This is a genomic window from Bradyrhizobium elkanii USDA 76 (assembly GCF_023278185.1).
GTDB classification, from domain to species: Bacteria; Pseudomonadota; Alphaproteobacteria; order Rhizobiales; family Xanthobacteraceae; genus Bradyrhizobium; species Bradyrhizobium elkanii.
The window spans coordinates 7,106,492-7,125,493 of sequence record NZ_CP066356.1 but is presented as its reverse complement, the minus strand read 5'-3'; the positions used below and the strand labels follow the sequence as shown (position 1 = coordinate 7,125,493).

Annotated in this window: 15 protein-coding genes; 13 read left to right on the top strand and 2 right to left on the bottom strand. The window is 58.2% G+C overall.

Going from position 1 to position 19,002, the window contains the following annotated elements; all coding sequences use genetic code 11:
- Nucleotides 1-304: 304 nt before the first annotated feature.
- Nucleotides 305-1,249: a transcriptional regulator NodD1 gene (nodD1, locus tag JEY66_RS34095; protein ID WP_016848464.1), complete on the bottom strand. Its 945-nt coding sequence runs from the start codon at nucleotides 1,247-1,249 to the stop codon at nucleotides 305-307.
- A gap of 850 nt (nucleotides 1,250-2,099) precedes the next feature.
- On the opposite strand from nodD1, the gene JEY66_RS34090 reads away from it, so the two are divergent.
- The 13 genes from JEY66_RS34090 (at nucleotide 2,100) to JEY66_RS34030 (ending at nucleotide 16,760) form a co-directional block, all read left to right on the top strand.
- Nucleotides 2,100-2,732 carry a NodA family N-acyltransferase gene (locus JEY66_RS34090; RefSeq protein ID WP_026192374.1) on the top strand — a complete coding sequence of 211 codons (633 nt, stop codon included), beginning with the start codon at nucleotides 2,100-2,102 and terminating at the stop codon, nucleotides 2,730-2,732.
- Nucleotides 2,729-3,388 carry a chitooligosaccharide deacetylase NodB gene (nodB, locus tag JEY66_RS34085; RefSeq protein ID WP_016848466.1) on the top strand — a complete coding sequence of 220 codons (660 nt, stop codon included), beginning with the start codon at nucleotides 2,729-2,731 and terminating at the stop codon, nucleotides 3,386-3,388. Before JEY66_RS34090 ends, nodB begins: the two co-directional genes overlap by 4 nt.
- A gap of 16 nt (nucleotides 3,389-3,404) precedes the next feature.
- Complete coding sequence (nodC, locus tag JEY66_RS34080) at nucleotides 3,405-4,778, top strand: chitooligosaccharide synthase NodC (RefSeq protein WP_018270192.1); 1,374 nt, start codon at nucleotides 3,405-3,407, stop codon at nucleotides 4,776-4,778.
- Nucleotides 4,741-5,421, top strand: a complete 681-nt coding sequence (nodS, locus tag JEY66_RS34075) for a nodulation methyltransferase NodS (protein WP_240536973.1) — start codon at nucleotides 4,741-4,743, stop codon at nucleotides 5,419-5,421. Before nodC ends, nodS begins: the two co-directional genes overlap by 38 nt.
- 14 nt (nucleotides 5,422-5,435) lie before the next feature.
- On the top strand, nucleotides 5,436-7,145 hold the full coding sequence (nodU, locus tag JEY66_RS34070; RefSeq protein WP_018270194.1) for a nodulation protein NodU: 1,710 nt from the start codon (nucleotides 5,436-5,438) through the stop codon (nucleotides 7,143-7,145).
- A gap of 1 nt (nucleotide 7,146) precedes the next feature.
- Complete coding sequence (nodI, locus tag JEY66_RS34065; RefSeq protein WP_018270195.1) at nucleotides 7,147-8,067, top strand: nodulation factor ABC transporter ATP-binding protein NodI; 921 nt, start codon at nucleotides 7,147-7,149, stop codon at nucleotides 8,065-8,067.
- Nucleotides 8,068-8,070: 3 nt separating this feature from the next.
- On the top strand, nucleotides 8,071-8,862 hold the full coding sequence (locus JEY66_RS34060) for an ABC transporter permease (RefSeq protein WP_016842047.1): 792 nt from the start codon (nucleotides 8,071-8,073) through the stop codon (nucleotides 8,860-8,862).
- 276 nt (nucleotides 8,863-9,138) lie between these two features.
- Nucleotides 9,139-11,166, top strand: coding sequence for a carbamoyltransferase family protein (locus JEY66_RS34055; protein WP_026192376.1), 2,028 nt, complete (start codon nucleotides 9,139-9,141; stop codon nucleotides 11,164-11,166).
- Between the two features lie 170 nt (nucleotides 11,167-11,336).
- The gene (locus JEY66_RS34050; RefSeq protein WP_077231073.1) at nucleotides 11,337-12,449 is read left to right on the top strand and encodes a nodulation protein NodZ; all 1,113 of its coding nucleotides are present in this window, start codon (nucleotides 11,337-11,339) and stop codon (nucleotides 12,447-12,449) included.
- A complete protein-coding gene (locus JEY66_RS34045) occupies nucleotides 12,446-12,652 on the top strand; it encodes a hypothetical protein (protein ID WP_125459275.1) in 207 nt (68 codons plus the stop codon). Before JEY66_RS34050 ends, JEY66_RS34045 begins: the two co-directional genes overlap by 4 nt.
- A 614-nt stretch (nucleotides 12,653-13,266) precedes the next feature.
- Nucleotides 13,267-14,103, top strand: coding sequence for an SDR family NAD(P)-dependent oxidoreductase (locus JEY66_RS34040; RefSeq protein WP_026192378.1), 837 nt, complete (start codon nucleotides 13,267-13,269; stop codon nucleotides 14,101-14,103).
- Nucleotides 14,104-14,357: 254 nt separating this feature from the next.
- Nucleotides 14,358-16,112 carry a nif-specific transcriptional activator NifA gene (gene nifA / locus JEY66_RS34035; RefSeq protein ID WP_016842042.1) on the top strand — a complete coding sequence of 585 codons (1,755 nt, stop codon included), beginning with the start codon at nucleotides 14,358-14,360 and terminating at the stop codon, nucleotides 16,110-16,112.
- 450 nt (nucleotides 16,113-16,562) lie between these two features.
- Complete coding sequence (locus JEY66_RS34030; RefSeq protein ID WP_157183431.1) at nucleotides 16,563-16,760, top strand: helix-turn-helix domain-containing protein; 198 nt, start codon at nucleotides 16,563-16,565, stop codon at nucleotides 16,758-16,760.
- A gap of 247 nt (nucleotides 16,761-17,007) precedes the next feature.
- Here JEY66_RS34030 and JEY66_RS34025 read toward each other — a convergent pair whose 3' ends face one another.
- Complete coding sequence (locus tag JEY66_RS34025) at nucleotides 17,008-17,379, bottom strand: helix-turn-helix domain-containing protein (protein WP_016842040.1); 372 nt, start codon at nucleotides 17,377-17,379, stop codon at nucleotides 17,008-17,010.
- Nucleotides 17,380-19,002: the final 1,623 nt, after the last annotated feature.

Below are 19,002 nucleotides of genomic sequence, written 5' to 3'. Positions count from 1 at the left end.
TTGGTCAGGAGGCAAATTACAACCTGACGCAGTGTCAGGTTCAAGCGATTTAATTCGCTTCGCCAAATACCATCGTACTCGAAAGCTCGCGTCCTTCCGCGATGGCGTCGGACCTCGCGTGCAGTACAGGCGCACTACACGGTTTGCGGGATCGTTAGGCGCACGGGCCGGCAATCGTTCACAATCCCGGGCCGGCTCGCGCGTGCGTTTTGCAGCATGGCCGTCCGGGAAGCTAAAATGACAAGGCAGACACGTCGAATGATGAGTGGGATATTTGCATCTGCCGGAGCAGCTTGTGGTGGACCTAGCAGCGCCTGCGCGTTGGTAGTTTCCGATCTGCAGATCCCATGTTGGACGCCTCCTCCAACAATATCCGCCGCATCCAAATGCTCGCCGGATCGGTATTGTGGAACGCAGGCCACTGCACGGCCTCGGTAAAAGTGGGCAGTGGGAGTGGTGGCTCGACGATCCGCAGGGGCATCCACTTTTCGAAGTGTCTGGCTAGACGTAAGGGCATTGTTCCTATGCGGCCCGTGTCGAACAATATGGGCGGAATCAGGCTAAAGCCCTGCACAACGACCTCGATGCGCCTTTTCAAGCCGTGCTCGAGCAAGAACCACTCCTCGAGGTTGGGCCTCAGCGCCCGTCCGAACTTGGCGGTGACGTGCCCCATTGAATTGTATTTCTCGAATGTAAGTGGTCGCAATAGCTGCTTGTTCGTGCGGCATCCCACGCATACGAGGGTCTCATCGAATAGCGTCGCCTTAGGATGCGCGCTCGACATGAACAATTCCGGCAAAATGAGAAAATCCACTTCGCCGCGGCGAAGCAGCTCACCGGGTTCATCGGAAAATGGCAGCAATTCGAAGCGCACCGCAGGCGCCTCCTGTGCGATACGATCAACAATTCTCCGAAAAAACACGATTGTCATGAAATCGGAGAGAATGACCCTGAAGCGTCGGCTCGACAGGGTCGGGTCGAACGCATCCCGAGAAATGATCGAGAGTTGGATGTGCAGCAGGGCCTCGCGAACCGGACCCGCAAGCGCCTCCGCGCCGGGTGTCGGGACGAGCTCGCGACCTCTCATCGTAAACAATTCATCGCGAAAGTAGCTGCGCAGCCGCGCGATCGCAGCGCTCATGGCGGGCTGGCTCAGGTTAATTTGGCGCGCCGCCGCTGTGAGGTTGCGCTCCGTCATTAGAGCATCGAGCGCAACGAGAAGGTTTAGATCAAGTCCCTTGAACCGCATGTCGTGAGTCTATCCATCGTGTGGATGTGTTCTATCGAAACAATCGATTTTACCAAACTGCGGATTGTTGGATAGCAAACATCAGTTTGGAAAATGAATTAGGTATGCCACGATGGCTATTGGTCGTACGCGGGCTCCGAGAAGAAATCCTGGACGTGCGAGGATCTGCCGAATCCGTGTGCGAAGTGGCTATCTCTGCCGCACGCGCGTTGCGCCTGTTATAGGTGCGACTCTCACGCGATGCGACGCTAGGCAGGCCTCGATAAACCTTCGTATGCGCGTTCCATCCCTTTCCATATCGGCGGTTTACCCGCGTACACTTGAGGGCGTGCTCAGCCTCACCTTAGTGTCGCGACCAAGCAGCGTGCGCAGATCGCAGATGCCGAATACTTCCGGCGACTGGCCAAATGGCGCGCCTGTCCATCGCAATACAAGGCGAGTCGAAGATGCATAAGACCGAAGTTGATCTAGTGCCCGCCGCGTGTGTCCTCGATGAGCTTTCACACACCGATGGGCAGCCCTCAGAGAGGGTAATGCCGATCGCGATCTTGGGCGCGACGGAGCTCTCCCAGGATGCAGATGGAGTCTGCACAACCCGATCGCCTCATTGGGATGTCCGGGCATATGTCGACCATGGCATTGCTGGAACGACACGTGCGAGCTGCGCCATCGTCTCGCCGCCAACGATGGCGCCACTCCGATTCAGTCAACTCTCGGGCGACCTGGCGAGAATAGTCGAGCGCGGATGCCGCATGCCAACACATTCCAGATTGATCAGCGGTTCGGCGAATAGCGAGTGTCTTACGTGACTATATCCGCTCTCATCCCTACTGGCGCAGGGAAGTCCGCCATGAATATTGCCGTGTCGCCGTCTGCGGAAGAGCCTTCCGCGCGCACTCAGGTCCAGTGGAGCCTTCGCTGGGAAAGCGAGCTGCAGCTCGCCGATCATGCCGAGCTCGCCGATTTCTTTCGTAAGAGCTATGGGCCGACTGGTGCATTCAATGCACAGCCATTCGAGGGTATTCGAAGTTGGGCCGGCGCAAGACCTGAAATGCGCGTAATCGGTTACGACGCGCACGGCGTCGCTGCTCATATTGGCTTACTGCGCCGCTTCATCAAGATTGGCGGCGTTGATCTTCTCGTGGCCGAACTGGGATTGTATGCCGTCCGTCCAGATCTTGAGGGGCTTGGAATTAGCCACTCAATGCGCGTGATGTATCCTGCGCTGCAGGAGCTTGGGGTGCCGTTCGGCTTTGGTACGGTCCGGCCCGCACTTGAGAAGCATCTGACCAGACTGGTCGGAAGGCGAGGGTTGGCAACCCTCATGCCAGGCATTCGCGTCCGCTCCACCCAGGCAGATGTCTACCCCAATTTGTCGCCGATCCGCATCGAAGACGTGCTCGTGGTGGTGTTCCCAGTTGGACGCTCAATGGGCGAGTGGCCGGCGGGAACAATTATCGATCGGAACGGGCCCGAGCTGTGAATGAACTCATCCCCCTATCTGCGGTGCGGTGCAACTACGGCGACGTTAGCGGAAGTCGTTCGGTCTACTTGACCTTCGATGATGGGCCCAATCCATTTTGCACGCCGCTCGTCCTCGATGTCCTGACGCAACATCGGGTCCCCGCGACTTTCTTCGTTATCGGCACGTACGCGGCCGACCAACCTGAACTCATTCGACGAATGATCGCCGAGGGGCACGAGGTTGCGAACCACACGATGACGCATCCCGATCTGTCCAGATGCGAAGCAGCGGAGATACATGATGAGGTGCTAACGGCGAGCAGGGCAATCCGATTGGCATGCCCACAAGCGTTGCCCCGGCACATGCGGGCACCCTACGGCATATGGACCGAAGACGTGCTTGCTACGTCGGCCAAGGCTGGCCTCGCTGCTGTGCACTGGTCGGTCGATCCGAGAGATTGGTCGCGTCCTGGGGTTGATAGCATCGTGAAGTCAGTGCTGGCGGCTGTTCGCCCGGGAGCAATTGTGCTCCTGCACGACGGATATCCGCCCGGCGAGGAGGCGTCGTGCATCGACAGTACCTCGCGTGAACAGACGGTGAGGGCGCTGGCATATCTGATTCCGGCACTGCAACTGCGCGGGTTCGAAATCCATCCGCTTCCTCAACTTCACTGAACAAAACTGGCACCCCATGGATCTGCTCGCTACAACCAGCGCTGTCGCCGTTTCGTCTTATGCGCTGCTCTCGACCATCTACAAGAGCGCGCAGGCGCTTTACGCTCAGCCGACCAATCCCTCATCGCTGCAGAACGATCTCGAGCAAGCCGGGGTGGTTCTGCCCAGCGTGGATGTAATCGTGCCCTGTTTCAATGAGGACCCAAACACACTCTCCGAATGCCTCGCGTCGATTGCAAGTCAAGACTACGCCGGAAAACTGAGAGTCATTGTGGTCGACGATGGATCCGCAAATCGCGATCTGTTGGGACCCGTACACAAAATCTATGCGAGCGATCCGAGGTTTCGCATCATCTTGATGGCCAAGAACGTCGGAAAGCGCAAGGCGCAGATTGCTGCGATACGCAGCTCTTCCGGCGATCTGGTCCTGAACGTCGACTCGGATACGATCCTTGCCGTCGACGTGGTCACGAAGCTTGTATCGAAGATGCAGGACCCCGACGTCGGCGCGGCCATGGGGCAGTTGGTAGCGAGCAATCGCAACGAGACCTGGCTGACCAAGCTGATCGATATGGAATACTGGTTGGCTTGCAACGAAGAGCGCGCGGCGCAGGCACGCTTCGGCGCCGTGATGTGCTGCTGCGGGCCGTGTGCCATGTATCGTCGCTCTGCGCTCGCCTTGCTGCTTGATCAATACGAAACGCAATTTTTTCGTGGAAAGCCAAGTGATTTCGGCGAAGATCGTCATCTAACGATCCTTATGCTCAAGGCGGGGTTTCGAACCGAGTATGTCCCCGACGCGATCGCAGCAACAGTGGTGCCGGACAGCCTTGGACCATATCTGCGACAGCAACTACGCTGGGCGCGCAGTACCTTTCGAGACACATTTCTTGCGTTGCGCTTGCTGCCCGAGTTGGATCGCTATCTGACGCTCGACGTTGTCGGACAAAATCTCGGCCCCTTGCTTCTCGCCCTCTCATCACTGGCTGCGCTCGCGCAGTTCGTCATCGGCGGGTCAGTGGCCTGGTGGACGGTGCTGACGATTGCGGCCATGACGATGGTCCGGTGCAGTGTGGCAGCGTTCCGTGCTCGCGATATGCGGTTTCTCGGCTTCTCGCTTCACACACCCATCAATATCTTTCTCTTGCTGCCGATGAAAGCCTACGCGCTTTGTACATTGAGCAATAGCGATTGGCTGTCGCGTAAAGTCATGGTGGCAAGCGACGGAGAGAATAAAGCTGTCATTCCGCATGCGGCCACCGGAATAAGCTCCGCGAGAAGTGGTGTGAGCTCTGCCGCAATTTGTAAGCCCGGGCTTTCGCACCGTGCATCGAGCGTGGCGGCGACCGAGAGTGTTTGCGGTCCCGAGCGATCGAGCGCCTACAAATAGGTTGGATGCCCCCGTGACATCGGACAAGAACTATCAGCTATTGGAGCGCGAATTGGCTGTCGATGATCCATGGCGGCTCGACAGCAATTCGTTCGAGCAGGAGCGATACGCGCAGATGCTGCGGATGTCGCGTTGCAACGGTGACGTTGTGCATGCCCTCGAGGTCGGATGTGCAGCCGGTGCGTTCACCGAAATGCTGGCGCCGCACTGCCAAAGGCTCACCGTGGTCGATGTCATGCCTCAGGCGATCGAGCGTGCGCGCCAGCGGACCAAGAGGTGGTCACATATCACATGGATAACATGCGACATTCAGCAGTTCTCGACGGCTGAGCAGTTCGATCTGATCGTCGTGGCCGAGGTTCTTTACTACCTCAAGGACATCGCCGAGATGCACACAGCCATCCTCAATCTGGTCGGTATGCTTGCACCAAATGGCGCTCTGGTGTTCGGGTCCGCGCGTGATGCTCCGTGTCGACGCTGTGGGCACGCTGCCGGTGCGGAAACAGTGATTTCTCTCTTCAATGAGAACCTATCCGAGATCGAGCGTCTTCATTGCCATACTGAGTCGGTCAATGAAGACTGTTTGCTCGTGCTGTTCCGGAAGCCGATTAACTCGTCAGAACAACCAAATTACGGTCATTAGGGCCAGGGGGTCGTATGCGCATCTGTGGCATCAAGTTAACACATGATGGGGCAATCGCTGTCGTCGAGGACGGACAGCTTGTCTTTTGCACCGAACAAGAGAAGCGCGGCAACAATCCACGGTATCAATCTGTCGATAACCTCGATGCAGTCGTGCTCGCGTTGGCTGAGCATGGCCTGGATCCACGAGATATTGATCAGTTCGTCATCGACGGCTGGGATGGAGAGATCGAGTCGCAGTTCCAGGTTCTCAGTGGGGCGGTTCCAATCGCGTTGAAGGGGGCGCCATATGTCGAGCGCCATGCCGAGGGCCTTCTAGATTCAGTCGATGGCTATGGCCTGATCCTTGGCGGCAAGGTGTTTCCCTATAAGAGTTACCCGCACGTCACCGGCCACGTCGCCTCGGCATACAGCACCAGCCCGTTTGCCAGCGCCGGAAAGCCCGCGTTCTGTCTGGTATGGGATGGCTGCATCTTTCCACGTCTCTACTATGTCGAACCTCGAGGCGCCCGACTCATTGCCAGTCTGTTTCCAATGATCGGTCATTCCTATGCTGCCGCGGGCCTTCATTTTGGCCCTTACAGGCAGCCGAATCGCACCAATTGGGACTTGGGCATCGCCGGCAAGCTGATGGCTTATATTGCGCTTGGCTCTTTCGACGAAACCATCGTGGCTGTGTTTCAGGAGCTTTACGAAAAGCGCTTCGCTGCGGATACGGAGCAGGCCCGTCGCTACCGCGCCGACATCAACAATGCTGAGGCATCGCTTGCCGCTGTACACGACTTTTTTGAGGCGAGCGCGCTGCGCTTGACGGCCAAGCGAGCCGAAGACGTCCTTGCGTCGTTTCATGTGTTCCTGGAACGTCTTCTTGTCCGGGAAATTGCGATGGTTTTGCTGCGACACTCGTCGCTTCCGGGCGCGAGAAACCTATGTGTAGCCGGGGGGTGCGGGCTCAATATCAAGTGGAACAGTGCGCTTCGGGCGACGGGACTGTTCGATGAGGTCTGGGTGCCGCCGTTTCCAAATGACAGCGGCTCGGCAATTGGCGCCGCTTGCAGCGCGATGGCGGCACAAAAGGGGTTCGGGCCACTAGAATGGTCAGTCTATAGCGGTCCGGCGCTGCAGGCCAGCGAAAGTCCGTCAGAATGGGAGCCTGCACCATGCACTCTCCGCGAGCTTGCGGCCATTCTTGCTGACAACAAACCCGTAATCTTCCTATCGGGACGCGCCGAGCTTGGGCCACGGGCGTTGGGTGGCAGAAGCATTCTTGCAGCAGCGACCTTGCCGGCAATGAAAGATCACCTCAACGACATCAAGCGCCGCGAGCATTTCCGGCCAGTAGCGCCGATTTGCCTGGAGGATCGGGCGCCGGAGATCTTCAGTCCCGGGACGCCAGATCCTTATATGCTGTTCGATCACCAGACCCGGGAGGAGTGGCGCGATAAGGTCCCCGCTATCGTCCATCTGGATGGCTCCGCGCGGTTGCAGACAGTCGCCCGCAACTCTCCACACAAAATCGCCGAGCTGCTCGTCGAGTTCGAACAGCTCACCGGCATTCCGCTGCTCTGCAATACGAGTGCCAACCTCCATGGACGAGGATTCTTCCCGGACGTGGCCGCCGCCTGCCAGTGGGGGCGCGTAGAGCATGTGTGGTGCGACGGCCTGCTCTGGACCAAAACCGTCGTAAGCAAGCCAACTTCGGCTGAACGCCTTTTGTCAGCCTAAGATGAACATGTCCACCGCAGCAATCGACCTTGCCGGCGTCAGAAAATCATTTGGCGACAAAATCATCGTCGATGAGCTGTCGTTCTCGGTTGCGCGCGGAGAATGCTTTGGTCTGCTCGGGCCAAATGGAGCCGGCAAGAGCACGATTGCGCGTATGCTGCTCGGGATGATCTCGCCGGATGCGGGCAAGATTACAATCCTCAACGAGCCTGTGCCTGCGCGCGCGCGTGTAGCACGTATGCGCGTTGGCGTTGTGCCGCAGTTCGATAACCTCGAGCTCGAATTCACCGTACGCGAAAACCTGCTGGTATTTGGCCGTTATTTCGGCTTGAGTGCTCGCAAGGTTGAGACGATCGTACCCTCGTTGCTCGAGTTTGCACGGCTGGAAAGCAAGGCGAACGTCCGCGTCGCGCATCTGTCGGGCGGCATGAAGCGTCGGCTGACACTGGCGCGGGCCCTGATCAATGATCCGCATCTGCTGGTGATGGACGAGCCCACGACCGGCCTCGATCCGCACGCGCGGCACCTGATATGGGAGCGTCTGCGCGTTCTGCTTGCGCGTGGCAAGACAATCCTGCTCACCACCCACTTCATGGAAGAAGCCGAACGCCTATGCGATCGGCTTTGCGTGCTCAAGAGTGGACGCAAGATAGCCGAAGGAAAGCCGAACGCCTTGATCGACGAGCATATCGGATGCGACGTGATCGAGATCTATGGCGGTGATCCACATGAGCTCGGTGAATGGCTCAAGCCTTATACTCGGAATATCGAAGTGAGTGGAGAGACGCTGTTTTGCTATGCGCCGTATCCGGAGCAAGTACGTGTTCAACTGCGCGGCCGAGCGGGCCTTCGCATTCTGCAGCGGCCGCCGAATCTCGAAGACGTGTTCTTGCGGCTGACCGGACGCGAGATGGAGAAGTGAGGGATGGGTGAAAGCTATGCGGCGCTAATGCCCGCTAATGCGTACAACTGGATTGCAGTATGGCGTCGAAACTTCCTGGCATGGAGGAAAGTCGCGCTTGCATCGGTTCTCGGCAACCTCGCAGATCCCATAACCAACCTGTTTGGCCTTGGCTTTGGGCTCGGGCTAATCGTGGGTCGTGTTGAAGGGACCTCCTACATCTCGTTCCTGGCAGCAGGCATGGTCGCGACCAGCGCCATGACGTCCGCGACCTTTGAAACCATGTATGCAACCTTTGCTCGGATGGATGCCAAGCGTACCTGGGAAGCAATCCTGTCCACACAACTCACGCTTGGCGACGTCGTTCTGGGCGAATTGGTGTGGGCAGCCAGTAAGTCCGTTCTGGCCGGAACCGCAATCGGAATTGTCGCTGCGACGCTGGGTTATGCGTCCTGGGCGTCCATTTTGTATGCGATGCCGACGGTGGCCTTGACCGGCCTTGTCTTTGCAAGTTTGGCGATGGTCGTCATATCTCTTGCGCCGAGCTACGACTACTTCGTGTTTTACCAGACGCTAATCCTGACACCCATGGTGTTTCTGTGTGGCGCAGTCTTTCCGATGAGCCAACTGCCGAGCTCCTTTCAGCACATCGCCGGCTTGTTGCCGCTGGCGCATTCGGTCGATCTCATCCGCCCGGCGATGCTGGACCGTGCGGCCAGCGGCGGGGCTGCCTTCCATGTCGGTGCGCTCTGCATGTACGCGGTATTACCTTTCTTTGTGTCGACGGTATTGTTTCGGCGCCGTCTGCTGCGTTGACGGAATTCGCGATGCGCTGTCTTGGTTGAGGTAGCGTGAGCTGCGACAGGGGCAGTCGCAATGGCTTTATAACAAGCCGGGCGCACGGCGCCGGATCGGTCGGACGGTGCGGGAACGCCCAGCACCCAAATAGGCTGAGCCGGCTCGGCGCCGGGCCGGACTTCGCAAAGCATTGGTTGTGCTTCCTGGCCCGCGTGGCCGAGGGAGCGTGACAGTACAGACGAACTAGTTGGGGAGGGCGGTTCGCCTTCCTGTCATGACCAAATGGAGAGCGAGATGTTGTGTCTCGGAGTGAGTGGCGGTCTGGACAGAATCTATCAAAACTCGGCCGAGCTGCCCAATACATTTCTGCACGATGGCGCTGCAGTGCTCGTGCGGGATGGCCGCGTGCTTGCTGCTGTCGAAGAAGAGCGCCTCAATCGAGTCAAGCACTCCAACAAGTTGCCAAGCAACTCGATCCGATACTGCCTTTCAGCTGCAGGAGTGGAGCTTGGCGAGATCGACCGCATCGCGTTCTACGCGACTGAATCCTACTGCAATACCATGCTGGAGCGGCTATTTCTTTCTCAGGCCGTGCCGTTAGACGCCAAACTGTTGCTACGTCAGCTGCTGGCGCGGGAGTTCCGCACCGAAGTCGATGCGTCGCGCGTGTTCTTCGTAAATCACCATGAAGCGCATGCCGCGAGCGCATTTGCCATGTCTGGATTCGAGCAAAGCCTGATCTTTACGGTCGACGGTGGCGGAGACTTTCTCTCAGGTCTGCTGGCAGTAGGGTCTGGCACCGAAATTTCGCAACTCGCAAGCTTTCCAGAACATAACTCTCTGGGGCTGTTCTATCTCGAGGCGATCCGTTATCTCGGCTACGGGTTGTTCGACGAGTACAAAGTGATGGGGCTTGCCCCCTATGGGGACCCTGCGCCCTATCGCGAGCTCTTCGCGCAGTTCTATGAATTGTTGGACAATGGCGGTTATCGGGTCCATCTGGATCGAATCGGCCCGGCCTTGATCCGCAGCATCCAGGTCCGGCGAAAGGGAATGGCATTCACACAGCAGCATCGAGACGTCAGCGCTTCGCTGCAGGAAGCGCTGGAGCGGATCATCTTTCATATCCTGCGGCATCATCGCGAAGCGACGGGCATGAAGCGCTTGTGCCTGGCGGGAGGCGTAGCCCACAATTGCACGATGAACGGTAAGCTGCTCTATTCCGGCCTTTTCGACGACATCTTCGTCCAGCCCGCGGCGCATGACGCCGGTTGCGCACTCGGCGCCGCATTGATGATGTCAAACGAGCTGGGCCGGCCCGCGCCGCGCGAGCGATTGTCGGACGTCTATTGGGGACCCGATCTCGGGACCGAGCAAGCCATAGAACACGAGCTCAATGCATGGTCCAGCCACCTCGATTTTCAACGTAGTGATGACATCGCAGCGAGTGCAGCGGACTGGATGGCAAATGGCGCTGTCATCGGCTGGGTTCAGGGCCGTTCTGAGTTCGGGCCACGTGCGCTTGGCAACCGCAGCATTCTCGCCGACCCGCGGCCAGCGGAAAACAAGAACCGGATAAACGCGATGGTCAAAAAGCGCGAGGGCTATCGTCCGTTTGCGCCGTCAGTGCTGGAGGAGGATGCAAGCGAGTTCTTTGAGCTCCCAGGCGGCAAGCGGGAGTTTCCCTTCATGAACTTCGTGGTTCGTGTGCGGGCGGCCCACCATAGCGTGCTTGGTGCGGTCACGCACGTTGATGGAACTGCTCGGCTGCAAACGGTCTCGCGCAACACAAATCCTGCCTATTGGGATGTCATTAATGCATTCAAGAAGCGAACCGGCATCCCGGTTCTTCTAAACACGTCCTTTAACAACAATGCCGAGCCGATCGTCGATTCCGTTTCAGACGCCATCGTCACCTTCTTGACGACCGACCTGGACGGACTTGTAGTTAAGCCATTCCTCGTCGAGAAGCGGCCGGCAACACTGCCGGATTGGTGTACACTGGGCGTTTCATTGCCTCCGTATGCATCCCTTCATCGTATTCGCTCTTACACAGCGGAAGATCGTCAGGAAACGGTTTCCGAGATCCGTATGGGACATTCGGGGCGCGAGAGCATGCGTATCTCGCATGAGCTCTTCGACCTGCTGATGCGGATCGAGGGGGAGGCCTCGCTCGGCTGGCTTCTCGACACAACTATGTTGGACCAGCCCCGGCGCGAAGATCTCGTCAAGGAACTTCGGCTCTTGTGGGAACAGCGGGGCGTTCGGCTGCATCCGCCACGCGCCGCTTGCGTCCGCATTAAAGCGCTGGGCGAAGCATAACCGGCGATCATATGTAAGACCAAGACTGCGCCTCCATGTACAGGAGGCTAGGCCGAGGTGGAATAGGGCACCAATAGGCATCCAGTTGAAATCGGGTATATCGGCGCAACAACTCTAGTGGAAGAAAAGAGGGAGGCGTTGAGAGAACCCACTACGAGGATAGCGCTGCTATGAAGTTCTACCGACGCAACGCGCGAGCAGCACAAGCGCCGACCATAACATCGGCCAAGACCATATGTGAGGTGTCTCCAATGACGTCTCTTGTTCAACCAGGAGTCCGGAAGGAGGCAATGCAGATGCCTGGCGGTTCGAAAAATGATCAGTTCGTTGTTTCCCGACGACGTACGGGCTTGGGCGACTGCCTGTGGTCGCTGGCTGCAGCGTGGCGTTTTGCCGAGCGGACCGGACGGAAGCTGGTCATCGATTGGCGGGGGTCCTGTTATCTCGATCAACCATTCACCAACGCCTTTCCCGTCTTCTTCGAACCGGTTCAAGATATTGCCGGCGTACAGGTGATCTGCGACGACCGGATCAACCAGCACTCATTTCCTGGACCATTTTTCCCGGCATGGTGGAATAGGCCAGCTATTGATTGCGCCTATCGCCCGGATGAGCAGATTTTCCGGGAACGCGATGAACTCGATCAGCTGTTCCAAAGCGGGCAAGATAGCGATGCAAATACAGTTGTGTGTGACGCCTGCCTGATGTGGCGCTGCGATGAGGAGGCTGAACGAGAGATCTTTCGGAGCATCAAGCCGCGATCCGAAGTGCAGGCACGGATTGATGCCATCTTCCGTGAGCACCTTGCGTCGTTCAGCGTGATCGGCATTCATGTTCGGCACGGCAACGGAGAGGATGTTATGGGGCATGCGCCCTACTGGGCTGATCCCGAGCGGGCTTTGCAACAGGTCTGTAACGCCATCGACAAGGCCAAGGCGTTACCGCATGCAAAACCGGTCAGGGCGTTCCTGTGCACAGACAGCGCGCACGTCCTTGAGAGGGTGTCAGCTATGTTTCCTGACGTTTTCACCATCCCAAAGCGCTTCCAGGCAGCTCAGGCCGGGCCGTTGCACAGCGCGGCGCTCGGAGCTGAGGGCGGCTTTTCCGCTCTCATCGAGATGTATCTTCTTGCGCGATGCGATACCGTGATCCGTTTCCCCCCGACGAGCGCTTTCACGCGCTATGCGCGCCTCTTTGCGCCGCGCGTTATAGAATTCGATTTGAACGATCCGAGCCGATTGATCTTGATTGAAGAAGCATCAAAAGAACTCGTGGCTTCATGAAAGTCGTAACCCGTCTCATCGATCTGATCGCCGCTTTTTGCATCGAGCAGCACTGCCACTACGTTTCCGGACGACAATTGATCGCCCAAACCGACGTTCCAACGGACCCTTGCCCTGGAGAACAGCAAGATGCGGCGGCCGAATGCCGTCCGCTGAAGCTCGATCTTGACAAGAGCGGCGTTACCGTACCGCCACCACGCTGACCAGATGGACATCGTCCTCGGCCTTGCCTCGCGACGACCCGCAAGTGAAAGCTTCTCGGCGGTTCGTCGCGGATCAAGTTTTCGAAGGAGGTTACGTTGGGCCGGTGAGTTCCGTTGCCGCGGCCGCCACTCGCTCGCGCGGACGGACCCTTCGGGTTCGAGCATTGAGTTGGACATTCAGTGCGCCCGCTCGTGATCGCGCAACCAATCAGCGCGGCGATGTGCTGCGATGAGCTCGGTATCAGTTGCGAGAAAACCTAACGTATGGAGTTGGTGCGTCAGGTTCTGTTTCGTACCGACACGGTTACTGGGTGTCTCCACCATCGTGACCGATCGTTGCCTCGACGAGGAGCGTTCCTTATCCGCTCGCTGCTTCGGATCTCGATCACGAGAGCGCAGTGTGGTGTCTGGTCCTAGCAGTGACCGAGTGTGCTCCAGGCATTGTGTGGGTGATGCACCATCGATGTTGCAAAGCACACGCACCATGTCGCGAATCCGCCAAGCTTTTGGCGTGCGCGACATTAGGACGCAAAACCGGAGCGTCTTTGCGTGCATCGGAGTGGCCCAAATCCTGCTACGTGTTCGCCAGCGGCGCTACAGGAGAGGAGGCGGGCGTGGGTCTCGATCTGCCAAATGACGATCTGATCGCAGGTCCGCTGCCCGAGACACATTTGGGCTGTCCCTTTCGCGCCGATGAAGCCCGCCTCCATCAGGGAGAGCAGAAGGCGATGTTGCTGACTGGGGCATCGCGCGGAATTGGGCATGCCACTGCCAAGCTGTTTTCGGAGGCAGGTTGGCGCATCATTTCTTGCGCGCGCCAGCCATTCGATGGCGCGCGGTGCCCGTGGGACTCCGGGCGCGAGGATCATGTCCAGGTCGACCTTAGCGATTATCAAATGCTGCCGCGCTTGATCGCGCAGGTCAAGGAACGCTTGGCGGGCGCACCCTTGCACGCATTAGTGAACAACGCCGGCATCTCGCCGAAGACGTCTGATGGTGACCGGCTGACCTCGTTGACGACGTCAACTGAAACCTGGATGAGAGTGTTCCATCTGAATCTCGTGGCCCCGATCCTGCTGGCGAGGGGTTTATTTGACGAGCTAAGGGCCGCGTCAGGATCGATTGTCAACGTGACGTCGATCGCTGGTTCGCGGGTGCACCCGTTTGCCGGCAGCGCCTACGCGACGTCGAAGGCCGCGCTTGCGAGTCTCACACGCGAAATGGCCCACGATTATGCGCCCTATGGCGTTCGTGTGAACGCGATCGCGCCAGGCGAGATCAGAACGGACATGTTGTCGCCCGACACGGAAGCGCGTCTCGTGCCAAACATCCCGTTGCGCAGAGTGGGAACACCCGACGAAGTGGCCAAGGTCATCTTCTTCCTATGCTCGGATGCCGCAAGCTATGTTACGGGGGCCGAGGTGCCGATCAATGGTGGGCAACATCTGTGAATCGACCAAGCCTGGCAACGCGGCTGACTTAAGCCTCAGCGTTGAAGTTCGTGTTCTACGCTGACGTCGCGCACCTATTCCGAAAAAAGATGAAATCAAACCACTGTAAGGTTACCGTCGTGCCATGAAAAGGTGTTACGCTTCTATGTCATCTCGTTAATTCGTAACGCTAGATCGAGCATGACATGCAAAACGAAGCTCGCAAATCCGAACAAGGTGCTAGGGAGGATGATCAAAATAACGGAGACCGCCTCATGCTGCATATCGCTTCCGCACGCGAGATACCTGCCTCTCATCCAGAGACGGAGCGCGAGCTCTCGGGCGAGCCGCTGCGCGAGAGCGCGCTGACCGGTATCTTCGAAATATCGAAAATACTCACCGCTCCCTGCCGGCTCGAGGTCACGCTGGCCAACGTCGTAGGCCTTCTGCAATCGTTTGTGCAGATGCGACACGGTATCGTCTCACTGTTCGACGATGACGGGATGCCGGACATTACCGTGGGTGCTGGCTGGAGCGAAGGCAGCGACGACCGCTTCCGGATGCGCCTGCCACGGAAGGCAATCGACCAGATCGTTGCGACCGACAGGCCTCTTGTCGCCGAGAACGTGGCAGCGGAGCCGGCGTTCAGCGCAGCTGACCTTGAGGTGCTCGGTGCCTCGGATAACATGCCGGTGTCGTTCATCGGAGTTCCGATCCGCATCGATCCGAAAGTCGTGGGTACACTGACGCTCGACCGTGTCTGTGACGAAAGGTCGAGTCTCCGGCTCGATTATGATGCGCGGCTGCTCACCATGATCGCCAACCTGGTGGGACAGACAGTAAGGCTTCATCGCTTGTTCGCCTGCGATCGCGAGCGGCTGATGGTGGAGAAGGACCGTCTGCAAAAGCAATTATTCGAGTTTAGGCAGCCTGTACGGGAGCGTAAGAAGGTACCTGTTCATGGGATCATCGGCGACAGTCCGGCGCTGCGCGGCTTGCTCGAAAAGATCGCGGTCGTGGCCAAATCGAACAGCACGGTTCTGCTGCGCGGCGAATCCGGTACCGGAAAGGAACTTGTAGCCAAGGCTATTCACGAATCATCGTCCCGCGCCAAGCGGCCCTTCATTAAGCTGAATTGCGCGGCACTACCTGAGACAGTGCTGGAATCCGAATTGTTCGGTCATGAGAAAGGTGCCTTTACTGGCGCCTTCAGCTCGCGCAAGGGGCGCTTCGAGCTTGCTGACAAAGGCACACTGTTCCTTGACGAGATCGGCGAGATTTCGGCCCCGTTCCAGGCGAAGTTGCTGCGTGTCCTGCAGGAGCAGGAGTTCGAGCGGGTCGGCAGCAACCAGACCATAAAGGTCGATGTTCGAGTCATAGCCGCAACCAACAAGAACCTTGAAGAGGCTGTGGCAAGGAGCGAGTTTCGCGCAGACCTCTACTATCGCATCAGCGTTGTTCCCTTGCTGCTGCCGCCGCTGCGCGAAAGACGCAGCGATATTCCGCTGCTTGCCGGTGAGTTCCTGAGGAATTTCAATAGCGTGAACGGCCGTACGCTGACCTTGGAAGCGAGCGCGATCGATGTGCTGATGAACTGCGGCTTTCCGGGAAATGTCCGCGAGCTCGAAAACTGCATCGAGCGCACAGCGACCCTGTCGGCCGGGCCATCGATCGTGAGAAATGATTTTGCATGTTGCCACGGCCAGTGCCTTTCCGCGATGCTGTGGAAAAGTACGTCCGAGGAGGCGACAGTCCAAACGGCACCGGTCGTCCCAGTGCCCGCCAAGCCGATCAGTTTGCCGTCTGAAGCGACCGCGCCGGCCCCACTTGTCGGCAGCGAACTGGCCTCACTGGCACCCCCTGGCACAGTCCTCGTAAGTGGCGCGAAGATGGCCGATCGCGAGCGGGTCATTGCAGCCATGGAAAAATCTGGTTGGGTACAGGCAAAAGCTGCACGCTTGCTCGGACTAACGCCGCGCCAGATTGGCTACGCGCTGAGGAAGTACGGAATCGAGATCAAGCGGTTCTGAACGTGCGCGGACCATGAGAGGACTGGGTTTTTGCGGGCGCATCCAATGCCACCAAAATCTGAAAAAGGGCGGCCCGCCTCGGCGGCAGGTTGACCACGCATGCGAGGAACCGCCCGTCTGCCGCCCTGGCAAGGCGACTTCGCTTGGAGCGCAGCGAGAACTGGGCTGAGCGGCGCGGTGGTGAACCCGCCGGCATGTTACGGGTTGAAACCATTTTGCCGCCCCTGACGGACGCCGTGCGTCGCCGACCAGCGGTAGACAACAGCTCCGACCTCGAACAAGTTCACCGCTCTTCCCGTCAGTTTGTCGCTGGATCATGGCGCCTAAGCCACCTTCTCTTTCCCAGAAGACTAATTGAATGGACAAACTAGCCTAGGGTGGATGAATGGAGGAGCGAACATAAGGTGGGCGGCGCAAAAGGCGGTGCGTCTGGGACGGCCGCCGACGGACTTGGCCGCCGAAGTGGACCTGCGGATCTCGACCGCGGCATGCGAGTTGTTCCTGGCTCGTGAACTCGCCGGCGTCAGCGTCGAGGAGATCGCATGCCGTACTAGCAAGGCAACGGTCTATACCCGTTTCCCGACCAAAGAGGCGCTGTTTGCCGCGATCTTCCATAGCAAGCCGCGCGGCTTCGCCTTTCGCACGTAGGACGGCGCTCCTCACCATGAGGGAGATGTCAATGGCGGAGTTGGCGAGCTCGAAGATCAGATTGTCGCTCGATCCGTCAACCAGAATCGTGTCGACATCGGGGATGCGGTGCCGTGATCGAGGAGAGTAGCCCTGAGATTACCGGCTGAAAGTGAGGCGTGTACAAGTCAATCGACCGCTCTCGCCGCGGGAGTGGGTCCTGAGACGAGGTCGCGTCCATGTGCCGCGATCTGACGTCGAGTACCGGTCAATCCTCGTCGGCGGCGATCGACTCCATCAGCGACACCAGCTGACGCTGGACGGTCTGATCCTTGATCTTACTGTAGGCGCGCAGCAACCGTAGACTGAAGGCGCTGTCCAGGAACAGGAGGCTCTCAACCTCGCGCGCCTTGTTGTCACCGCCGTAAAAGAAGGTGACGGGGACGTCGAGCGTAGTGGCGATCTGCTGAAGACGGGCAGCGCCGACACGGTTGACGCCCTTCTCGTACTTCTGGACCTGCTGGAAGCTGACGCCGAGCTTATCGCCGAGTTCGGCCTGCGAAATCTTCTGCTCCACACGCCGCAGGCGGATCCGCTTGCCCAACTCAATGTCAGGCTTGCCGGCACTGCGCTGCTGCATCTTCTTTGCTGCTGATCTATTCATTCTGGCGACCCGTCCTTACGATCGAGAGGTCCCCTGCCTTCTAGGTCAGGGATCCGTCACTCCGACAGTTACGCTTGGCAGAATATCGACCGAACCACAACTAGCGCGAGTTCAATTGTCATGGATTTTGTGAGCATGCTTACCGCCGGCGCAGCTTCATTCCCGTATTTCTACCGGAGCTCCAACATGATTGCGTACCGTGTTCATCGCGCAAGGGCGCCCAAATTCTCGATAAATTTGCAGCTCACAAGGTTGTTCTTGCGAAAGGCAACGACGATTGCCTCTTCCTCAATCGAGCGGACGGTCTTGCAACCCGTCGGTGCATCGTGCACGACGCCGCCTTACGCTGCTTGGTGATGGTCTTCTGATTAGGACCGTGCTGGCTAATTCTTTAATTCTTTGAGCGAGCTTTCGATCGCTGTATCGCCGCTCGTGGCGCGCGTGGCCGTGCGCTGTCATAGAGTGTTTGGCCACAGGTCCTCCCGCATGATGGATCAGACGTCGTTCGCCCTGTTTTCCCTCGCTTCGAGGCATCTGAGAGCCCGTTGGTATTCGAACTCGCACCACGCAAGCTCGAATGGTTCCATCAGTATCTCTATCCACGTCTCGGCAAATGCTGTCATTCCGACGAAAAATAGAATTCGCGACCTCCCGATTCGCTATCAGTTGACGAAGCCGGCGAAGACGAATGAGATGTCGCTGTGGCCAGCCGCGCATGCAGCTAAGAGGATCGTGATCAGCGGCTCAATTGAACCTTGGTAAAAATTGGGCACCTCAAGGGGGTCACTTAACGATACGAAAGTTTATGGCGGTCGTTCGCCTGGCTCGCACACTTCATCCAACGGCTGCCCGAGCAGCAAAATAATCCCCTGCGCCATCTTCCGCAGCTAGTAGCACGCATCCATTGCAAAAAACCGCGTCCGCGACGCTACGCCAGTACACCAGCGCACGTCGTCGAGTTAGCGGTGGCAGAAAGCTGACCGAGTTGCCGTGGGCGATGCAGTCAATGAGGATGTCGGCTAGACGCTCCAAACGCTTATCCACTTCGTCGGGCGCCGATGCGCCGTACCTGAATATCGTCCGTCATCTGATTTCGGACAGAGCGAGCCGATTGCCCCGGGCTGGCTCGGACGGTGGGTTAATTGCCAACACCACGGAAATAGCGAGTTTCCATCGGAGCGACATGCTCTTGAATTGCCATAAGGTGGTCACGTGCCGTGTCGCCTAACCCAACCGAAGCTGGCAAATCACCATAGAAGATTGCTCCGCCAAGGCTGCAATGCTTAGCTGCCCGCTCGAAGCGCCCGGACAAGGCACGCTCCGTATTACGAACCGAATTTTGCGCATAGCTCCGCAGCACGAAACAAATTTAACGCGGAGATGAGATTCTTGTCGCGTGGGAACAGCCTCCGAGCGGACTTGATCCGCGAGTCGTGGTCCAGTCCAGATATCGTCTGGCTCTCAAGAATAAGTGCCTCGGAGAATCTGCGAAGAGCAGGGTGATACTGGTCAAGGGCGGCCTCGCTGCGTCTATCGGCACGAGTCATCATTTTAAAGAAACTTTCGTCGTCCTCTGAGGGGGGCTGGGCGGAATCGCAC